The organism is Pseudomonadota bacterium (genome assembly GCA_016927275.1).
Classification (GTDB): domain Bacteria; phylum UBA10199; class UBA10199; order 2-02-FULL-44-16; family JAAZCA01; genus JAFGMW01.
Window position 1 is genome coordinate 15,742 of the sequence record JAFGMW010000030.1, and the last position, 19,072, is coordinate 34,813.

The following is a 19,072-nucleotide window of genomic DNA, read 5'->3' on the forward strand; positions in this document are numbered from 1 at the left end:
GATAATATCCCCTGATCATGAAGAGACTAGCTGCCCTGTGCTCCTTTGCCGCCATCGTTCTCGGCCCGGTCGCCGTCCATGCCGACCCCTCCGTGGCCGCCTATGAGAAGGCCAAGCCCTGCTACGCGAGGCTCACTTCCCCGGATGTGTCCGCGGCCCCTGAAAGGGAGTGGCGCGCCTGCATCTCCGCCTTCGAAGAGATCTATCGGAGCTACCCCACCGGTGGCAGGACGCCGGCGGCGCTCTTCTCCGCGGCCAAGCTCAAGGGGGCGCTCTACAGCGATAAGAGGGGCAGGGCGGACCTCGAGGGTGCGATAAAGGACTTGAACCTCCTCGTGAGGGAGTTCCCCAAAAGCCCGCTGGCCGACGACGCCCTCTATCTCATAGGGGTCATGCGGCGGGACGACCTCAAGCAGCCCGACCGCGCGCAGAGGGCGTTCACGTTCATCATAGAGAACTACCCCGACGGGGACATGGTCTCGCAGGCGCGCGTCGCGCTGGAGAGCGGAGGCGTCAAGGCCGCGGAGGCCTCGCCCGCGTCGGCGAAGGCGGGCAAAAGTCGTTATCAGGCGGCGGGCCCCGGGGCGATGGACTCCGCGGAGGTCTTCGCGATCGAGATGGCGGGCGCGCCGGCCGATGCCGCGGAGGCCCCGGCTTCGCCGGCCGCGCCTGCGGCGGGGGCGAGCAGGGAACGGGCGCCGCCCCCTGCGGCCCCTAGGGCGGCGGCGACCGCGAAGGCGACCGCGTTCGACCGGGCGGCCCTCGAGGCGGTCCGCGTGACCGAGTCGAAGGGGCAGACCCTCGTGGAGCTCATCCTCGACAAGGACGTGGAGTACGCGGTCGAGTACACCGAGCGGGGTCCCAGGACCCGCTCCCCCGCGGTCCTCGATCTTTCGGTGTTTCACGCCTATGCCGCGCCGGCCGTCGAGAAGAAATCCGACGTCGGCACCCGGGAGCTCGTCTCCTACAGGATCGGCAAGATGCTGCTCTCGAGCGGGATCAAGGCATCGTTCGTCATGGCCCCCGATACGCGCTACGACATAAAGAACCGGGGCGGGGTGATCAGCGTGAGCTTCACCTCCGCGTCGGCATCATCCCCCGCCGCGGCGCCGGCCGCAGGGCCCGGCGGCGACAGGGAGGGGGCCGCACCGTCCGGCGGTCCTTCGGCGATCAGGATAGTCGTGGATCCCGGTCACGGCGGCGACGACCAGGGCGCGGTGGGTCCAGGCGGCACCCTGGAGAAGGATGTCACTCTCGCGCTCTCCCGGAAGATCGCCGCCGCGCTGAGGAAGGAGATCGGCGCGAGGGTGTGGCTCACGAGGGACTCGGACAGGTCCATGACCCTTGAGGAGCGGCACGCCTTCGCGATCAGGAAGAGGGCCGACATCTTCATATCGGTGCACGCCAACGCATCGACGCACAGCTCCGCGTCCGGCGTCGAGACCTACTATCTCGACAACGCCACCGACGAGGCTGCCCGCAAACTCGCCGACCGCGAGAACAGCTCCGCAGGCAAAAAGCTCTCACAGGTCGAGCACATCCTCTCCACGATGCTGCAGAACTACGACGCCGCCCTGTCGGCCGACCTTGCGCGCGACGTGCAGTCCAGGCTCGCCGGGCGTTTCGCCACGGTCAAGGACAGGGGCGTGCGGTCGGCCATGTTCTACGTGCTCGTGGGCGCGAAGTGCCCGGCGATCCTCGTCGAGGCCGCGTTCATATCCAACCCGCGCGAGGAGAAGCTGCTCGCGAGCGAGAAGTACCAGGGCAGGCTCGCCGAGGCCCTGGCCGCGGGAGTGTCGGAATACCTCAGGCGGAGAGAGGATCGCCTGGTGTCGCTGTGAATCCGGCCGAGATATCAGCCAGCCGATTGCCCGACAGGCCCTGCGTCGATGAGGTCGCTGTCGCCAGGGACCCGCTCGCCGCGGTCCGCGATCTCGTCTTAGCGAGGAGGGGTTGGTTCGCCGACGCGCTCGCCTCGCGCTGCGACTCCCTCGAGACATGCAATGCCGCGAGCGACATGATCGACCGCGCGGTCGCGCTCCTGTATGCCCGGGCAAACCCCTGCGGGGACAGCGCGGTACTCGCGCTGGGCGGCTACGGGCGCAGGGAGATGGCGCCCCAGAGCGACGTGGACCTGCTGTTCCTCGTCGCCGACGGGTCGGGGGAGGCTGCGGGCCCGATCGCGGACTCCATCCTCTATCCGTTCTGGAACAGCGGCATAGACGTGGGCGGCGCGACCAGGACCCTGGACGACTGCAGGCAGGTGATGCACAGCGACGTGCGCGCGCTGACCGCGATGATGGACGCGAGGCTCGTCGCGGGCTCGGCGGGGCTCTACGACAGGTTCAGGGGGCTGATCGGGGATCACTTCGCCTCGCCCGAGCAGCGCGCCAGGTTCGTCGACTGCAAGATCAGGGAGCACGCAAGGAGGCTGGAGAGGTACGGGAGCTCCATATATCTCGCGCAGCCGAACCTCAAGGAGGGGGAGGGCGGGCTCCGCGAGATGCATACGCTGATGTGGGCCGCGCGCGCCGCAATGCCCGGCTCGGATGGGAAGGAAGCGATGGCGCGATACCTGGGCGGCGCAGAACCGCTCGCCCGCCTCTACGACTGCTTTCGCTTCATGTGGTCGGTGAGGCTGGCGCTGCATCTCTGCGAAGGATCGTGGAACGACCGCCTGGCCGACTCGGTGCAGGACGAGGTGGCAAAGAGGCTCGGTTTCTGCGCTCTGCCGGGCGAGCAGGGATCGCAGCGCCTCCTCTCGCGCTACTACGAGAATGCGGAGGGGATGCACCTCGCGTGCGAGAGGGCCATAGAGATGATAAGGCGCGAGGTGCACCCGGTCTCGAGGCTCTCCTCGCTCATACTGCGCAGGCGGCTCAGGGGCGGGCTCGTGAAGACGGAGCACGGCACCCTGCGAATGGAGCGGGAGCCGGCCGCCGCATCGTGCGAGGAGGCGATCGGGCTTTTCGCGGCATCGGGCAGGACGGGCCTCCCTGTCGACCCCGAGACCAGGGGCGCGCTGGCCGCGGGCCGTCGCTGGAGGGAGGGGCTCTCTTCCGGGGCCGCGTCCCCGGCCCTGAGGGATATGTTCGCGAAACTCGACTCTCTCGACTCGGTGCTTTCGCAGATGCGCGAGTGCGGGGCGCTCGACGCGGCGTTCCCGGAGATGGCGGCGCTCTTCCACAGCGCCCAGCGCGACGGGCTGCACTCTTACACGGTCGGCGTCCACTCGGTGAAGGCGGTCGCCGAGATCTCGGCGCTCGCCCGCTCCGGGGGCCGACACGCGCTCTCGAGGACGCTCGCGCAGGTGAAGAGGCCCGCGGTGCTGGCGCTCGCGGCGTTCCTCCACGACATAGGCAAGGGGAGGGGCGGCGACCACGCCAACAAGGGCGCCGCAATCGCCGCGGCGATAGCCTCGAGGCTCGGGTTCGACCCCGTCGACTGCCGGGACGTCGAGTACCTCGTCCGATCGCACCTGCTCATGTCGATACTCGCATTCAAGCGCGACATAAGGGACCCCTCCCTCATCGAGAGGTTCGCTCAGTCGGTCAGCTCCGCGGAGATGCTCGCAATGCTCTACCTCATAACCTACGCCGACCTCAGGGCCGTGGGCCCGTCGGTGTGGAGCGAGTGGAAGGGCGGGCTGCTGGAGGAGCTCTATTCGAGGACCGTGCGGCAGATGGCGGCGGGCGAGGTGAGCGCGGTCAAGCGTGGGCGCGAGGCGGAGAGGATAGTTAAATCGGCGATGCGGAGGATGGGCGCCGGCTGCGACGAGGGGGAGCTCAGGCGGTTCCTCAAGACGCTGCCCGAGAGGTACCTCTTCTCCGTGGAGCCGGAGTCGCTGGCCGCCCACTTCATGATGTCGAGGGAGATGGGCGATCGGCCTGTCTCCACGGTCACGAGGGAGATAGCGGCAAGGGGCTGCACCGAGTTCTCGGTGGTGACCAAAGACTCGCCGGGCCTCTTCGCCAAGATCGCGGGGGTCCTCTCCGCAAACGGGGCAAACATAATCGACGCCCAGCTCTACACCTCGACCGAGGGGAAGGCCATCGACGTCCTGTGGGTAACCGACTCCCTTCACGGGCCGTTCGACGACGCGGAGCGCTGGTCCAGGATCCGCTCGGAGCTCGCGCAGGCGGTTTCGGGCGAGAGGGAGCTTGCGAAGATCGTCGGCGGCCGCTTCAGGCGCAGGCTCATGGCGTGGAACGCGGCGAGGTCGCCGGTCGAGGTCACGGTGGACAACGACGTCTCGGCCATGCACACGGTCGTGGAGATATCGGCCGACGACCGCAGGGGGCTGCTCTACACCATAGCGGACGCCATACACGAGCTTGGTCTCATGATAGATCTGGCGCGCATCACCACCCATGTTGACCGGGTCATAGATGTCTTCTATATTAAGGGCCCGGACGGGAGAAAGATCGACTCCCCCGAGGGGATCGAGCGCATAAGGCGGACGCTGTCCGACGCGCTCGCCGACTGAGGCCTTCATATGGTCTGGTACATCATCGCGGGACTGGCAGGGGCTGTCGCCGTCGCATTGCTTGTCGGGACGTACGTGAGGGACCGCCGCTACCTGCGCAGCAGGACCTCCGAGGTGATGGGCGAGGGGCTCAAGGCCGAGATCGATCAGGAGCGCGCCGCGTCTCTCGCGAGGCGGGAGTCGTGGCGCAAGGCGCTCGACGATGCAAGGAAGGGGTGAAGATGGCCCGCATAAAGATATGCAAGGAGCCTGACTGCAGGGACGCCGCCACCACCGACGGCTACTGCCGCATGCACTATCTCAAGCACTGGAGCAGCATCAAACAGGCGTCGAAGCGGGCGGCCATCCGCAGGCTCAACCGCTACATCGAGCACGTCTGCAGGGAGAACCCGGACGACTACGCCGACGTCATACGCAAGGACCTGCGCTCCCCGCAGTTTGCGGGCTTCGCGGAGGAGGGGTCCCTCGGCGAGGACGAAGGGGTGATCTTCGGCGAGGGGGCCAGCGAGGAGGAGATCGAGCGGATCATAAAGAAGCTCAAGGTGGAGGAGGGGTTCTGAAGGCCGTGACTCGTGACTCGTAACTCGTGATTGGCGGTGGAGGACAAGAAAAAACCCCGGGCGGGACACCCGGGGTTTTCATTTTTCCGCGGCCCTTGGGCCCTGTGCCTTACGCCTTCTTCCTCGAGGGCAGCCAGATCAGGGAGAAGGCGACCGCTGCGAAGACCAGAAGCGACAGCCACCCGCCGTGCGACGACAGTATGGGCAGCTCCTCCATGCCGAAGAATCTGCCCGAGAGCGAAGGTATGCCCACGAGCACGAGCGCGGCGAGCAGGACCCCTGTTATCGCCTCGCCCGCGATGAAGCCGGAGGCCATGAGGACGCCGGGCCCCTCGAGCCCCTCGACGTATGTGCCGCGCCTCTTCGCCAGCAGGTCCGCTATCCACTTGATCACGCCGCCCACGAATATCGCGAACGTCGCCTGGAACGGCAGGTACATGCCGACCGCGATGAGCATGGGCGCCGGCGCCTTGATGAGAATGAGGGAGAGAGCGAAGAACATCCCTATGATGAGGAGCCCCCACGGCATCTCGCCGGTTATGATCCCCTTTGCCAGCTGTGCCATGAGGCCGGCCTGCGGCGCAGGCAGCGTGGTCCCGCCGATCCCGAGGCCGCCCGCGGCGATGTTGCCCTCGTGAAGGACGATGATAGGCACGACCAGGGTGAACGCCACGACCACCGTGCCGATTATTGCGGCGAGCTCCATCTTCCAGGGCGTGCCGCCGATGAGCTGCCCGACCTTGAGGTCCTGGATCATGTCGCCCGAGAGGCAGGCGATGCAGCAGACGACCGCGGCGATCGCGAGCACGGCCGCGATGCCGGGCAGCCCCTTCAGCCCGAACATCACCATCACCAGGGCCGCGATGATGAGGGTGGAGAGGGTGAGGCCCGAGACCGGCTGGTTGGAGTTGCCCACGATCCCCACGAGCCAGCCTCCGACCGCTGCGAAGAGGAAGCCGGTTATCATCATCACGACCACCGAGACGATCGTGCCCACCATGTTGTCGGTGAAATAGTGGTAGATGAAGGCCATGGGTATCGCCAGGCCGAGGCCGGCGAGAAGAACCACCTTCAGGTTCAGGTCGCGCTCGGTCCTGGATTTTTTGACCTCGTGGTGCGCATGCCTGCTGAATATCCCCTTGACCGCGCTGAAGAGCGAACCGCGCAGCCCGTACAGGGTGTATATGGAGCCGACGAGCATCCCGCCCACGGCGATCGGCCTGACGAGGTTGAACCAGGCGGTGTAGGCCATGTCCTCGTGGGAGACGATGGAGCCCCCGGCGGACAGCTGCTCCATGAACGAGGGGTTGATGAAGAGGGCCAGCGGTATGAGGACCAGCCAGGCCAGGACCCCTCCCGCGAAGTTGATGCAGGAGTACTTGGGGCCGATGATGTAGCCCACGCTCATGAGGGCGGGCGAGGCGAGCGGCGACTGGAACGCCACGCCGCCGGTGTGGCCGATGTCGGCCAGCGGCTCCTGGCCCCGGTTGAAGTGGTGGATGACCGAGCGCGGGAAGTGGATGAAGAACTCCCTGGTCTCCTTGAAGATCGCTATGCCGCCCGGGTTCTTGAGCATCTCGGCGAGCACTCCCAGCCCGAGCGCGCCGAAGACGTACCCTGCGCCGCTCGCGCCGCTCTGGCCGCTCTTGACGATCTCGTAGCAGGCGTACCCCTCGGGGAAAGGCAGGTCCGCGTCCACGAGCAGGGTCCTGCGCAGGAGGATCACGAAGAGGATGCCCATGAGGCCGCCCACGAGGCAGATGAGAGACGACTCCCAGTAGTTGAAGCTTGTCCAGAGCCGCTCCCCGTCGAGGCTCACCATGACGAAGGCGGGGAGGGTGAATATCGCCCCCGCCACCAGCGCCTCGCCGACCGCGGCCGCGGTTCGCGCGGTGTTCTGCTCGAGCACGGTCCCGCGGAAAAAGGGGAGTCTGAAGGCCGCGATCGCTATGACCGCGGCAGGGAAAGAGGCGGACACGGTCATGCCAGCCTTGAGGCCGAGGTAGGCGTTGGCGGCGCCGAGGATGACCGCCATGAGGACGCCCAGGATCAGGGCCTTGATGGTGAACTCCGCCATTCCGGCCTCTGCCGGCACATAGGGCTTAAGTTCGTTCGACATTTATCTCCCCCTTGAGAAGAAGGCCTGCGGAGGCAGGCGGTTTTTCCCGCACTACCCGATCGGGAAGCCTGTGTCAAACACATGATCGCGCTTGCCTTTTCACCGCCGTGTGCTATGGCAGGCGGGATTTCAAACCAGGGCCAGGCGGGGCATGCCGGCCCTCCACGGATCGAAAGGAGGGGGTTATGGCAGCGCAGTACAACACAAATGATGTGTCCCAGCTCATCGATCGGTTCATGAAGGCGTACGAGAGCCGCAACATCGATCTCCTGGCCCAGACTGTCGCCAGGGACGCGGACTTCGTGGCCTACGGCACCGACGAGGGTGAGTACTGGCACGGCTGGGAGTCCTACCGTTCGGCGACCGAGAAGCTGTTCGGCGCCCTCGACGAGATCCACTGGAAGCGCGGGACCCCGATGATCCGCTTCTCGACCGACGGAAAGGTGGCGTGGTTCGCGGAGGACCTGCACGGGAAGTTTCTGACCGGCGGCGAGACCCACGAGTGCAACCTGCGCCTGACCGGCATCGCCGAGAACAGAAACGGGCAGTGGACGATAGTCCAGTTCCACCGCTCGGTGCCGTTCCACCCGCACGCGGTGCCTTACCTTGAGACACACGGCGTCCGTTTCGACTGACGGCCGTCGACCGGGGGATTGACGACACGCAACAGGAAACGGAGGCATTATGGAAAAGCAGCGGTTCACCCCGTACGTGCCCGAGGGCACCGACATGCGGGAATTCACGGTAAGGGCGCTGGTGCTCGGACTTGTCATGACGGTGGTGCTCGGCGCGGCCAACGCCTATCTCGGCCTTCGCGCCGGGATGACGATCGCCGCCACCTATCCGGCCGCGGTCCTGGGAATGGCATTCCTCAGGATATTCAAGGGTTCCATACTCGAGGAGAACATCGCGAGGACCGTCGGCTCGGTCGGCGAGTCGCTGGCAGCGGGCGCCATCTTCACGCTCCCGGCGTTCTTCCTGGCCGGCGTCTGGACCGACATGGCGACGGTGCAGCACTATCTCGAGGCCACGGGCATCATGGCCGTGGGCGGCGTGCTGGGCATCCTCTTCGTCACGATGCTCCGTCGAGTCATGGTCGAGGACGCGGAGCTTCCTTACCCGGAGTCGATCGCCGCGGCAGAGATACACAAGGCGGGCCGCAAGGGCGGCAGCGGCGCAGTTTATCTGATATGGGCGATGATCGGCGGCGCCCTCGTCCAGCTGGCAGGCGCGCTGTCGCTGTTCGCCACCAGCTGGGAGCGCTTCATACACTTCGCCAAGACAGGCGTGGGCCTGTTCACCAGCAAGGGCGAGCTGATCACAAAGGTCAGCGCAGGCGGCGGCACGCTGCTCACTACGCCGCACGTTTCTCCCGCCTACATCGGCGTGGGCTACATCATCGGTCCCAGGCTCGCGGCTCTCAACTTCGCCGGCGGCATACTCGCCTGGGGGCTGTTCGTCCCGCTCCTGCTGTACTTCGTGGGCCCATCGCTCGAGCCGGTCATGGCTCAGGAGGGGATGAACCTCGACTGGGTCTCGATGTCCTACGCGGCATGGAAGTACATGGTGAGGCCGATCGCCATCGGAGGCATGCTCGTCTCCGCGTGCTACACGCTATACCGGATGCGCAAGAGCCTGGTGACGGGCCTTGTGCGCTCCATCGGCGACCTCAAGAAGGCCGCCACCGCGAGCGAGGAGAAGAGCAGGCTCGACCGCGACATCAGCTTCAAGGTCGTGGCCCCGCTGATACTCCTCGTGTCCGTGGCCATGGGCTTCCTCTACTACTACTTCTGCAACGACGTTAAGGGCGCGGTCATCGCCACCGTGGTCATGGTCGTGACGGGGTTCTTCTTCGCCGCGGTCTCCGGCTACCTGGTCGGCATGATCGGATCGTCGAACAACCCGGTCTCCGGGCTCACCATCTCCACGCTGATCATCTCGGCGCTGCTCATGGTCTTCATGGGCGTCTCCGGCGTCTCCGGCGTGGCGGCGGTGCTGGGTGTCGCGGCGGTCGTGTGCGTCTCCTCGGCGGTCGCCGGCGAGATGCTCCAGGACCTCAAGGTCGGCCACTTCCTCGGCGGCACGCCCTGGAAGATGCAGTCCGGCAACATCATAGCGGTGCTCGTCTCTGCGGTCGTGATGTTCGTCCCGATCATCTTCCTGCACCAGGCGGACATAAACATGGGCGGCACAGGCCTCGGAGGTCAGGCTCTTCCGGCGCCTCAGGCGGGCCTCATGGCGATGCTGGCCAAGGGGATCGTCGCGGGCGAGATGGCGTGGCCCCTGGTGATCGTCGGCATGCTCATGGCGATCGCCATGATCTGCGTTCAGGTCCGAAGCCCCATGCTCGTCTCGGTGGGCATGTACCTCCCGTTCGGGACGGTTTCGGCGATATTCGTCGGCGGCATGATCCGCGCTATCGCGGACAAGCTTGCAGAGCGACGCAAGCTCAACGACGCGCAGAAGATCCGCATGGAGAACGGCGGCGTGCTCCTGGCGTCGGGCTTCATCGCGGGCGAGGCGCTGATGGGGCTGGTGATCGCGGGGCTCGCGGTCTTCAACATCTTCCTTCCCGCGGTCTTCGCATCGCCTTCATTCATATGGGGAATCGTGATCTTCGTGGCCCTGGGCTACGTGCTGGTCAAGTTCCCGCTCAAGAACGCAGGGAGTCCAGATGAACCGGCACCACCCGCAGCAATGGCATGACGTAGTCGCAAAGCGCACGGTAGAGTGGGAGGACGGCCCGGAGGATCGGGCCGTCCTCCTCGTGCCGCGCTTCCGCAGGGGGCCGCTCGCCCGCTGGCTGCAGCCGCGCCTCAAGAGGCCCCACATGAGGGTGAAGCTCGACGATCTCGGCACGTTCGTGTGGCGAAGGCTGGACGGGAATACCCCGTTCGACGAGATAGCGAAGGCCATGGAGGGGCATTTCGGCGAGAGGGCCGCTCCGGCGGATCAGAGGCTCAAGGCTTTCTTCACCATCCTCCACAAGGACAGGTTCGTGGAGCTGTACGCCCCCTCCGCAGGCCGGACGGAATAGCAGAAACCGGATGACCAGGAAATTCTACATCAAGACCTTCGGGTGCCAGATGAACGAGCACGACTCCGCCAAGATGGCGCTCCTGCTCCAGTCGCAGGGCTATGCGCCGGGCGAAGACGCGCTCGCCTCGGACATCGTGATATTCAACACCTGCACTATCCGGGAAAAGGCGCATCACAAGGCGATCAGCGAGATCGGCAGGGCCTCGCAGATAAAGCGCGCGAGCCCGCGCGCCGTCGTCGGCGTGTGCGGGTGCGTGGCACAGGAGGAGGGTGAGCGGATACTCTCGAGGTTCCCTGACGTGGATTTCGTTCTCGGGCCCGACCAGATATGGAGGCTGGGAGAGGCGATTGCCTGCGCGGAATCGGGGGGCCGCTGCGCCTTCGTCGACCTGATCGACGACCCGGACGGTTATCGTTTTCCCGGCCATATACCGCCAGTCACGAGTCACGAGTCACGAGTCACGGCCTTCGTCACCGCCATGAAGGGTTGCAACTGCGCATGCAGCTACTGCATCGTCCCCTCGGTGCGCGGCCGCGAGGTCTGCCGACCGCCCGGCGAGATCGTGGAGGAGTGCCGGACGCTTGCGGATTCGGGAACGAAGGAGGTGACGCTGCTCGGCCAGAACGTCACCGCCTACTCTTTTCTGAATCCCGGGTCCTTGATCCCGGGTGCCGAAAGCCTGGCCTCGCTAATCAGGAGGATATCGCGCGAGACCGGGATCTCGCGCATCCGATTCACCTCCCCGCACCCGCGCGACATCACCGACGGGCTGATCGGGGAGTTCGCTGAGAACGAAAGGCTCGCGCCACACATCCATCTCCCGGCACAGTCGGGTTCCGACGGGGTCCTCCGCAGGATGCGGCGCGGCTACACGAGGGAGAGGTATCTGGACGTCGCGCGCAGGCTCAGGGCCGCGCGGCCGGGCATCTCCATCACGACCGATATCATAGTCGGGTTCTCCCGCGAGACCGACGAGGAGTATCGCGAGACTCTCGACCTCATGCGCGAGGTCGGGTTCGACTCCGCGTTCGCTTTCAAGTACTCGCCGAGGCCCGGGACCGAGGCGGCGCGGAAGATGGAGGACGACGTGCCGGCCGGGGTCAAGGAGCGCAGGCTCGACGAACTTCTCGCGCTGCAGCGCTCTGCATCCCGCAGGCTCAACGAGGCCCTGGTGGGCTCCGAGGGGGAGGTGCTGGCGGCCGGCCTCGACCGCATGGGCAGGGGGCTTATCACCGGCAGGCTCCCCGACAACCGCATAGTACATTTCTCTGGCCAAGAGGAGCTCATTGGCTCTATAGTCCGCGTTCGAATCACCTCCGCTAACGACAACTCGCTGACCGGGGAGGCGCTGGCATGACCGGGGACAGGTCGGACAAGGACTTCATCCAGATGAAGGTGACAGGGCTCACGATAGACCCCTTCACCAGCATGCCGATCATCATACTCAAGGACATGGAGGAGAAGTGCGCGCTGCCGATCTGGATCGGCCTCATAGAGGCCTCGGCCATCGCCACCGAGATCGAGCACATAGAGCTCTCGAGGCCCATGACTCACGACCTGCTCAAGAACGTCTTCGACGCGGTCGGCATCAGCGTGATAAGGGTGGAGGTGAGCGACCTCGCCGACAACACCTTCTACGCGCGCCTCATCCTCACGCAGCAGGGGCGCGAGTTCGTGATGGACTCGAGGCCCTCCGACGCGATAGCGGTGGCGCTCCGGTCGGGCTCCCCGATCTTCGTGGCCAGGGGCGTGATCGACAAGTCCCGAAAGATCGACCTGGCCAAGGAGGGCGGTCAGGAGGACGCCAGGAAGCAGAAGTGGACCGAGATACTGGAGAACCTCTCTCCCGAAGACTTCGGAAAGTACAAGATGTAGGCGGCCACCGAGATGCTGAAGAGGACAATCAGACAACTGATACGGTGGGGGACGACGCTGGCCTGGGCGGCGGGCATACTCTATCTCTCCTTCATGCCGGGCCCCGGGATCGAGTTCTTCCCGCATCAGGACAAGGTCGCGCACTTCGCGATGTACGCGGGGCTCGCATTTCTGCTCGTCTGGTCTCTCAGGCTCACCGCTCTCCGGTTCCGTCCGTACGCCCCGCTTCTGGCGGCCGCCTTCGCTGCCGCATACGGGGCGCTCACCGAGGCGGGCCAGCTCTTCATAGCGAGCAGGAGCTCGGAGCCTGCCGATTTCGTCGCCAACGCGATCGGGGCCGCGATCGGTGCGTGGTCCGGGATGCGGGCGGCGGCGGCGCTCGAGCGCCGCAGGGCGAGGAGTGGCGTGGCGGAGGGGGCGATATGATCGATTCATTCGGCGAAAAGACCCCGGCCGTGGACGTGTCGTGCTTCGTGGCCGACAGCGCCGCGGTGCTCGGCGACGTGATCATGGGGCCGCTGTCGAGCGTCTGGTTCGGGGCGGTGATCCGCGGGGACGTTGGCAGGATAAGCATCGGCCGCCGCTCGAACATACAGGACCTCTGCGTCCTCCATGTGGAGCAGGGCGGGAGCCTCTCCGTGGGCGACGACGTGACGGTGGGACACAGGGCCATCCTCCACGGCTGTGCGGTCCGCGACAGGGTGCTCGTAGGCATGGGCGCCGTGATAATGAACGGGGCCGAGCTCGGCGAGGGCTGCATCGTGGGCGCCGGCTCGGTGGTGACCGAGGGCCAGAGGGTCCCCCCGCGGTCGCTCGTCCTCGGCGTGCCCGCGCGCGTAGCGAGGGAGCTCACGGACGAGGAGGTGGCCGAAACAGCCGCCTCGGCCGACCGTTACTCGAGATACGCCTCCCAGTACATCGAGCAGGGGTTCTGACGGGGCCATACCACTATGCTATATCCCGATTTCAAGAGGTTCGTATCCGCCGAGGGGCTGCTCCGGGAGGGGGACCGCCTCCTCGTCGCGGTCTCGGGCGGCGTGGACTCCATGGTGATGATGGAGCTCCTCTCCAGGGTTGCCCGCGGCATGGACCTCCGCGCAAGGGTCGTGCATGTCAACCACATGCTCCGCGGCAGGGAGTCGATGCGGGACGAGAGGCACGTCGAGCGCGAGGCCCGTCGCCTGGGCTTCGAGTTCGCCTCAGCGAGGGCGAGGCCGCGCGCAGGGGAGAACCTGCAGGGCTCCGCGCGCTCTCTGCGCCTTCGCTTCTTCCGGAGGCAGGCGGAGGAGTTCAGGGCCTCGCGGGTGCTCCTCGCACACAACCGGGGCGACCAGGCGGAGACGGTCCTCATGCACATCGTCAGGGGCGCGGGGCTGGCCGGCCTGGCCGGGATGTCCCCGCTCTCCAGGGCGGACGGCATTCTCATCGCGCGGCCGCTGCTCTTCGCGTCGAGGGGCGACATAGCGGCTTACGCGAAGAGGCGCGGCGTCGCCTTCCGCGAGGACCGCACCAACCGCACGCTCAAGTACCGCCGCAACGAGGTGAGGCACAGCCTCATGCCCGCGCTCGAGCGCATGAACCCCAGGATAGAGGAGTCGCTCGCGGCCATGGCCGGGAGGCTGCGCGAGGACGAGAGGGCGCTCGACCTCGTCGCCAGGGCCTCGTTCAACGAGGCGCTCGCCTCCGCAGCCGACGGGCGGGTTCTGCTGCGGGCCGAGGACTTCGCCGCCATGCCGGAGGTGGTGAGGGCCCGCATGCTTATGATCGCGTGGCGGAGGGCGACAGGACGCGCCTCGGACCTCAACGGCGACCAGATCAGGAGGATGGACTCCATCGCAGCCTCCGGGAGAAGAACCGGCGAGTACAGGCTCAGGGCGCCCTGGGAGTTCCGGAAACGAGCGGGACTCATCGAGATCAGCAGGGGAAGGGCCGGAAGGGCCCGGCGCTGAATCGCCTTGTCTTGGAGCGCCCTCTCGGTTAAATTGCCCCACTCAACCCATTTCAGGAGGAAGTATGCCCGTAGAGAAGAAGAGGCCGATGGGCGGAGCGCCGCACAAGACCATAGCGCTGTGGCTCATAATAGCGCTCATGGTCATCGCGGTGCTGCACGTCATGAACCAGCCCATGGAGACGAGCGAGAAGATAAGCTTCTCCGATTTCCTCACGGCGGTCGGGGCCAACGAGATAGAGACGGTCAGCATCCAGGAGGACGAGTACAGCGGCAAGTTCAAGCCCGACTACCGCACCGGCGCGCGCTTCCAGACCATAGGACCGATCGACAGCGAGGAGGCGCTCAAGAGGCTGGCCGGCACCGACGCAAAGATCGAGTACATGAAGAAGAAGGAGACGCCGATGTGGCAGACCATGCTCATATCGTGGCTGCCCATGTTGCTGCTCTTCGCCTTCTTCTTCTTCTCCATGCGCCAGATACAGGTCGGCGGCGGAAAGGCCATGAGCTTCGGCCGCAGCAAGGCGAAGCTGCTCGCCGACAGCCAGAAGAAGGTCACCTTCGCCGACGTTGCAGGGGTCGAGGAGGCCAAGGAGGAGCTGCGCGAGATCATAGAGTTTCTGAGGGAGCCCAGGAAGTTCACGGTCCTCGGCGGCCGGATACCCAAGGGTGTGCTACTCGTGGGGCCGCCGGGATCGGGCAAGACGCTCATCGCCCGCGCGGTTGCCGGGGAGGCGGGCGTCCCGTTCTTCTCCATATCGGGCTCCGAGTTCGTCGAGATGTTCGTCGGCGTCGGCGCCTCCAGGGTGCGCGACCTGTTCGAGCAGGGCAAGAAGCAGGCGCCCTGCATAGTCTTCATAGACGAGATCGACGCGGTGGGCCGACACCGCGGCGCCGGGCTCGGCGGGGGGCACGACGAGCGCGAGCAGACCCTCAACCAGCTGCTGGTGGAGATGGACGGCTTCGAGTCCAACGAGGGTGTGATCATCATGGCCGCCACCAACAGGCCCGACGTCCTCGACCCCGCGCTCCTCAGGCCGGGCCGCTTCGACCGGCGCGTGATCGTGCCGAGGCCGGACGTGGGCGGGCGCGAGGCGATACTGAAGGTGCACTCCAGGAACAAGCCGCTTGACCCGGGCGTGGACCTCTCCACCGTCGCCCGCGGCACCCCCGGCTTCTCGGGGGCGGACCTCGAGAGCGTGGTCAACGAGGCGGCGCTCATAGCCGCGCGTTCGGGCAAGAAGCTCATCGAGATGCCCGATTTCGAGCACGCCAAGGACAAGGTCCTCATGGGCTCCGAGCGCCGCAGCATGATCATATCCGAGGAGGAGAAGCGCAACACCGCCTACCACGAGGCCGGCCACACGCTCGTGGCCAAGCTCATCCCCGGCACCGACCCGATACACAAGGTCACGATCATCCCTCGCGGCGCAGCTCTCGGGCTCACCCAGCAGCTGCCCATCGACGACCGCTACACGCAGAACCGCAAGTTCTGCGAGAACACTCTCGCCATACTCCTGGGCGGCAGGGCGGCCGAGGAGCTGGTCTTCGACCAGCCGACGACAGGGGCGGGCAACGACATAGAGAGGGCGACCGAGCTCGCGCGCAAGATGGTCTGCGAGTGGGGCATGAGCGAGAGCATGGGGCCGCTGGCGTTCGGCAAGAAGCAGGAGGAGATCTTCCTGGGCCGCGAGATATCCCGGCACGCCGACTACAGCGAGGCGACAGCCCAGCAGATCGACGCGGAGGTGAAGCGCATAGTCATGCAGAGCTTCAACATCGCCCGCGACCTCCTCATGAAGAACCGCGAGAAGCTCGAGAGGCTCGCGCAGGGGCTGCTGGAGTACGAGTCGCTCTCGGGCGATGAGATCGAAAAGGTGATGCGCGGGGAGCGCGTGGAGAGGAAGGCGGAGGCGGTGCCCGGGGGCAGAAACGCCAGGGCGAAGGAGGGCAGGGCGAACGACGCCGTGAGCGTCGAGCAGCCCGCCCCACCCAAGGCCGCCACAGAGACCGCATGAGGATAGGCAGATTCAATCTGGACGAGCGTTGCCCCGCGATCATGGGCATCGTGAACGCGACCCCCGATTCGTTCTCAGACGGGGGTCGTTTTCTCGAGCCGTCGCGCGCAATCGCCCGGGCCCTCGAGCTCGAGTCGGAGGGCGCGGACATCGTGGACATAGGCGGCGAATCGTCCCGCCCGGGCTCGGAGCCGGTCTCCGTCGACGAGGAGCTGCGAAGGGTGATCCCCGTGATCGAGGGGGTCAGGAGGAGGAGCTCGGTCCCGATCTCCATAGACACCACCAAGGCACGGGTTGCCGCCCGGGCACTCGACGCCGGGGCGGAGATGATAAACGACATCAGCGCCGCGCGCTTCGACCCCCGGATGCTCGGGCTGGCCGCCGACAGGGGAGTGCCGATAGCGCTCATGCACATGAAGGGCACGCCTCGCACCATGCAGGAGGCACCCCGCTACGGCGACCTCATGGCCGAGATCGGCTCTTTCCTCGCCGACGCGATGGCCCGGGCCGAGGGAGCGGGCGTGGCACGGGACAGGCTCATCGTCGACCCGGGCATCGGGTTCGGAAAGACCGTGGAGCACAATCTCACGATCATTGCGCACCTCGATGAACTGTCAGCGCTCAAGGCGCCGATCCTCATCGGCACATCAAGAAAAGCGTTTATCGGCAAAGTATTAGACTTGGAAGTTGATGAAAGACTTGAAGGGACTCTTGCCACCCTTGCGATAGCGGTGGACAAGGGCGCCTCCATTTTGAGGGTCCACGACGTGAGCCCTGCGAGGCGATTTCTCGATATGTATGAGTCCCTGTCCGGATAGACGTATAAACTTGATATCTATATTCTTTTCCTGTAATCAGTCTCAACCCAAAAGCTCATGAAGCGAGGCTCGATGAAAGATCCTGAGCGGAAGATCTTCGGCACCGACGGGGTCCGCGGCAAGGCCAACACGGCCCCCATGGACTCCGGGACCGCGCTCGCCCTCGGCAGGGCGGCAGCCATTCTCTTTGCCAGGGCGGGCCACAGGCAGAGGATCGTGGTCGGCAAGGACACAAGGCTCTCCGGCTACATGATCGAGACCGCGCTGGCCTCAGGGATCTGCTCGGCGGGCGCCGACGTCTGGCTGGTGGGCCCGCTGCCCACGCCGGGCATCGCGTTCATAGCGCGCAGCATGCGCGCGGACGCGGGCGCGGTCATATCGGCCTCGCACAACCCCTTCGACGACAACGGCATCAAGTTCTTCGACAGCGACGGATTCAAGCTGCCCGACGAGCTGGAGCTCCGCATGGAGGAGACCGTCCTGCGCGGTGGTGGGGCGCCCGCCGGCCCCACTGGCGCATCGATAGGCAAGGCCCACCGCATAGATGACGCGGCCGGCCGCTACATCCAGTACCTCAAGGGGCATTTCCCGGGCGAGCTCACGCTGCTGGGGCTTCGGCTGGTGGTGGACTGCGCCAACGGCGCGGGCTACAGGGTCGCCCCCACGGTGTTCCAGGAGCTGGGCGCCGAGGTCATAGAGATAGGCACCCGTCCGGACGGGCTCAACATCAACCAGGGATGCGGCTCGCTGCACCCGGAGCGGATGTGCGGCCTGGTGCGCAGGATGAAGGCGAACGCGGGCATCGCGCTCGACGGCGACGCGGACCGCGTCATCATGTGCGACGAGAAGGGGAGCGTGGTCGACGGCGACGTCATCATGGCGCTGGCGGCCCTCGACCGCAAGCGGCGCGGAAAGCTCGCGCGCGACACGCTGGTGGCAACAGTGATGAGCAACCTCGCCCTCGACCGCGTCATGAGGGAGCATGGCATAGAGGTCAGGCGCACGAAGGTAGGCGACCGCTACGTGATCGACGAGATGCGCGGCGGCGGCTTCAACCTGGGCGGCGAGCAGTCGGGCCACCTCATCTTCCTCGATCACAACACCACCGGCGACGGGATCATGGGCGCGCTCAACGTGCTCGCGATAATGCTCCGGGAGCAAAGGCCCCTGTCGGAGCTCGCGAAGATTTTCGAACCGTACCCGCAGGTGAGGGTGGACGTGAGGGTGCAGCGGAAGGTCGACTTCGGCCGGATACCCGCGCTCGCCACCGCCCTTGAGTCGTACCGCGGCGAGCTGGGCCGCGAGGGCAGGCTCCTCGTCCGCTACTCGGGCACGGAGGACATCGCCAGGGTGATGGTTGAGGGCAGCGACCGAGGGAGGATAAGGCTCATGGCGAACGAGCTCGCAGGGCTCATCGGCGAGCACCTCGGAGGCGAAGGGACGGTGCTCCCATGATCCGCCTCGGGGTCAACGTCGACCACGTCGCGACCATAAGGCAGGCGCGCGGGACCGTCTACCCCGACCCGCTCGCTGCGGCGCTCGAAGCGACGGCGGGCGGCGCCGACCAGATCACCATACACCTGCGCGAGGACCGAAGGCACATCCGTGACGCGGACGTGGCCCGGATGAAGGCCGCGATCGCCGTGCCGCTCAACCTCGAGATGTCGGTGTCGGAGGAGATCGTCTCCATCGCCTGCAGGGAGAGGCCTGCGGCCGCGACGCTCGTGCCGGAGCGCAGGGCCGAGCTCACGACCGAGGGGGGGCTCGACGTGGCGGGAAAGATGGCCGAGGTGCGCGCGGCGATCCGGCGCCTCTTCGATGCCGGGATCGAGGTGAGCCTCTTCATCGACCCGGATCTGCGACAGGTCGAGGCGGCCGGCGAGGCGGGCGCGCGGCGCGTTGAGCTCCACACGGGGGCCTGCTGCGACGCGAAAGGCAGCTCGGCCGCCGAAAGGGAGCTGGACAGGCTCGCGAGGGCGGCGGGCGCGGCGAAGGGCATGGGTTTCAGGCTCGCAGCCGGCCACGGGATAAACTACGAGAACGCGGCCACGATCGCGCGCGCGCTGCCCGAGGTCGAGGAGTACAACATCGGCCACGCGATCGTCGCCCGCGCCCTGTTCGTGGGGATGAAAGAGGCCGTGAGGGAGATGAGACGACTGCTGAATCCGTGACTGGCGACTTGTGACTTGCGTGCTGTCCCCACTCACA

17 protein-coding genes are annotated in these 19,072 nt (G+C 66.2%); 16 read left to right on the forward strand and 1 reads right to left on the reverse strand.

Going from position 1 to position 19,072, the window contains the following annotated elements; translation table 11 throughout:
* Positions 1–17: 17 nt before the first annotated feature.
* From JXA24_01880 to JXA24_01895, 4 genes are read left to right on the forward strand one after another with little or no spacing between them, the layout of a single operon-like run.
* Positions 18–1,841: an N-acetylmuramoyl-L-alanine amidase gene (locus JXA24_01880; protein ID MBN1282504.1), complete on the forward strand. Its 1,824-nt coding sequence runs from the start codon at positions 18–20 to the stop codon at positions 1,839–1,841.
* Positions 1,842–1,867: 26 nt separating this feature from the next.
* The gene (glnD, locus tag JXA24_01885) at positions 1,868–4,486 is read left to right on the forward strand and encodes a [protein-PII] uridylyltransferase (GenBank protein MBN1282505.1); all 2,619 of its coding nucleotides are present in this window, start codon (positions 1,868–1,870) and stop codon (positions 4,484–4,486) included.
* Positions 4,487–4,495: 9 nt separating this feature from the next.
* On the forward strand, positions 4,496–4,705 hold the full coding sequence (locus JXA24_01890) for a hypothetical protein (protein ID MBN1282506.1): 210 nt from the start codon (positions 4,496–4,498) through the stop codon (positions 4,703–4,705).
* Positions 4,706–4,707: 2 nt separating this feature from the next.
* A complete protein-coding gene (locus tag JXA24_01895) occupies positions 4,708–5,046 on the forward strand; it encodes a hypothetical protein (GenBank protein MBN1282507.1) in 339 nt (112 codons plus the stop codon).
* A 109-nt stretch (positions 5,047–5,155) separates the two neighbouring features.
* Here the strand turns inward: JXA24_01895 and JXA24_01900 are convergent, their stop codons facing one another.
* Positions 5,156–7,165, reverse strand: a complete 2,010-nt coding sequence (locus JXA24_01900) for an oligopeptide transporter, OPT family (GenBank protein ID MBN1282508.1) — start codon at positions 7,163–7,165, stop codon at positions 5,156–5,158.
* 185 nt (positions 7,166–7,350) lie between these two features.
* On the opposite strand from JXA24_01900, the gene JXA24_01905 reads away from it, so the two are divergent.
* From JXA24_01905 to JXA24_01960, 12 genes are all read left to right on the forward strand, one after another.
* Positions 7,351–7,800 carry a nuclear transport factor 2 family protein gene (locus JXA24_01905; GenBank protein ID MBN1282509.1) on the forward strand — a complete coding sequence of 150 codons (450 nt, stop codon included), beginning with the start codon at positions 7,351–7,353 and terminating at the stop codon, positions 7,798–7,800.
* A 94-nt stretch (positions 7,801–7,894) separates the two neighbouring features.
* On the forward strand, positions 7,895–9,871 hold the full coding sequence (locus JXA24_01910) for an oligopeptide transporter, OPT family (GenBank protein ID MBN1282510.1): 1,977 nt from the start codon (positions 7,895–7,897) through the stop codon (positions 9,869–9,871).
* Positions 9,840–10,202 (forward strand): PqqD family protein, encoded by a 363-nt coding sequence (locus JXA24_01915; protein ID MBN1282511.1) that lies wholly within the window; start codon positions 9,840–9,842, stop codon positions 10,200–10,202. Before JXA24_01910 ends, JXA24_01915 begins: the two co-directional genes overlap by 32 nt.
* Before the next feature lie 10 nt (positions 10,203–10,212).
* The gene (gene miaB / locus JXA24_01920; GenBank protein MBN1282512.1) at positions 10,213–11,562 is read left to right on the forward strand and encodes a tRNA (N6-isopentenyl adenosine(37)-C2)-methylthiotransferase MiaB; all 1,350 of its coding nucleotides are present in this window, start codon (positions 10,213–10,215) and stop codon (positions 11,560–11,562) included.
* Entirely contained in the window at positions 11,559–12,080 is a 522-nt protein-coding gene (locus tag JXA24_01925; GenBank protein MBN1282513.1) for a bifunctional nuclease family protein, read from the forward strand. The genes miaB and JXA24_01925 overlap by 4 nt, the downstream gene beginning before the upstream one ends.
* A 12-nt stretch (positions 12,081–12,092) precedes the next feature.
* Positions 12,093–12,506 carry a VanZ family protein gene (locus JXA24_01930; protein MBN1282514.1) on the forward strand — a complete coding sequence of 138 codons (414 nt, stop codon included), beginning with the start codon at positions 12,093–12,095 and terminating at the stop codon, positions 12,504–12,506.
* Positions 12,503–13,015 (forward strand): gamma carbonic anhydrase family protein, encoded by a 513-nt coding sequence (locus JXA24_01935; protein MBN1282515.1) that lies wholly within the window; start codon positions 12,503–12,505, stop codon positions 13,013–13,015. The genes JXA24_01930 and JXA24_01935 overlap by 4 nt, the downstream gene beginning before the upstream one ends.
* Before the next feature lie 15 nt (positions 13,016–13,030).
* Entirely contained in the window at positions 13,031–14,029 is a 999-nt protein-coding gene (gene tilS, locus JXA24_01940) for a tRNA lysidine(34) synthetase TilS (GenBank protein ID MBN1282516.1), read from the forward strand.
* An 88-nt stretch (positions 14,030–14,117) separates the two neighbouring features.
* The gene (ftsH, locus tag JXA24_01945; protein MBN1282517.1) at positions 14,118–16,046 is read left to right on the forward strand and encodes an ATP-dependent zinc metalloprotease FtsH; all 1,929 of its coding nucleotides are present in this window, start codon (positions 14,118–14,120) and stop codon (positions 16,044–16,046) included.
* Positions 16,043–16,864, forward strand: a complete 822-nt coding sequence (folP, locus tag JXA24_01950) for a dihydropteroate synthase (protein ID MBN1282518.1) — start codon at positions 16,043–16,045, stop codon at positions 16,862–16,864. Before ftsH ends, folP begins: the two co-directional genes overlap by 4 nt.
* A 72-nt stretch (positions 16,865–16,936) precedes the next feature.
* Positions 16,937–18,319 (forward strand): phosphoglucosamine mutase, encoded by a 1,383-nt coding sequence (locus JXA24_01955; protein MBN1282519.1) that lies wholly within the window; start codon positions 16,937–16,939, stop codon positions 18,317–18,319.
* Positions 18,316–19,035, forward strand: a complete 720-nt coding sequence (locus JXA24_01960; protein MBN1282520.1) for a pyridoxine 5'-phosphate synthase — start codon at positions 18,316–18,318, stop codon at positions 19,033–19,035. The genes JXA24_01955 and JXA24_01960 overlap by 4 nt, the downstream gene beginning before the upstream one ends.
* Positions 19,036–19,072: the final 37 nt, after the last annotated feature.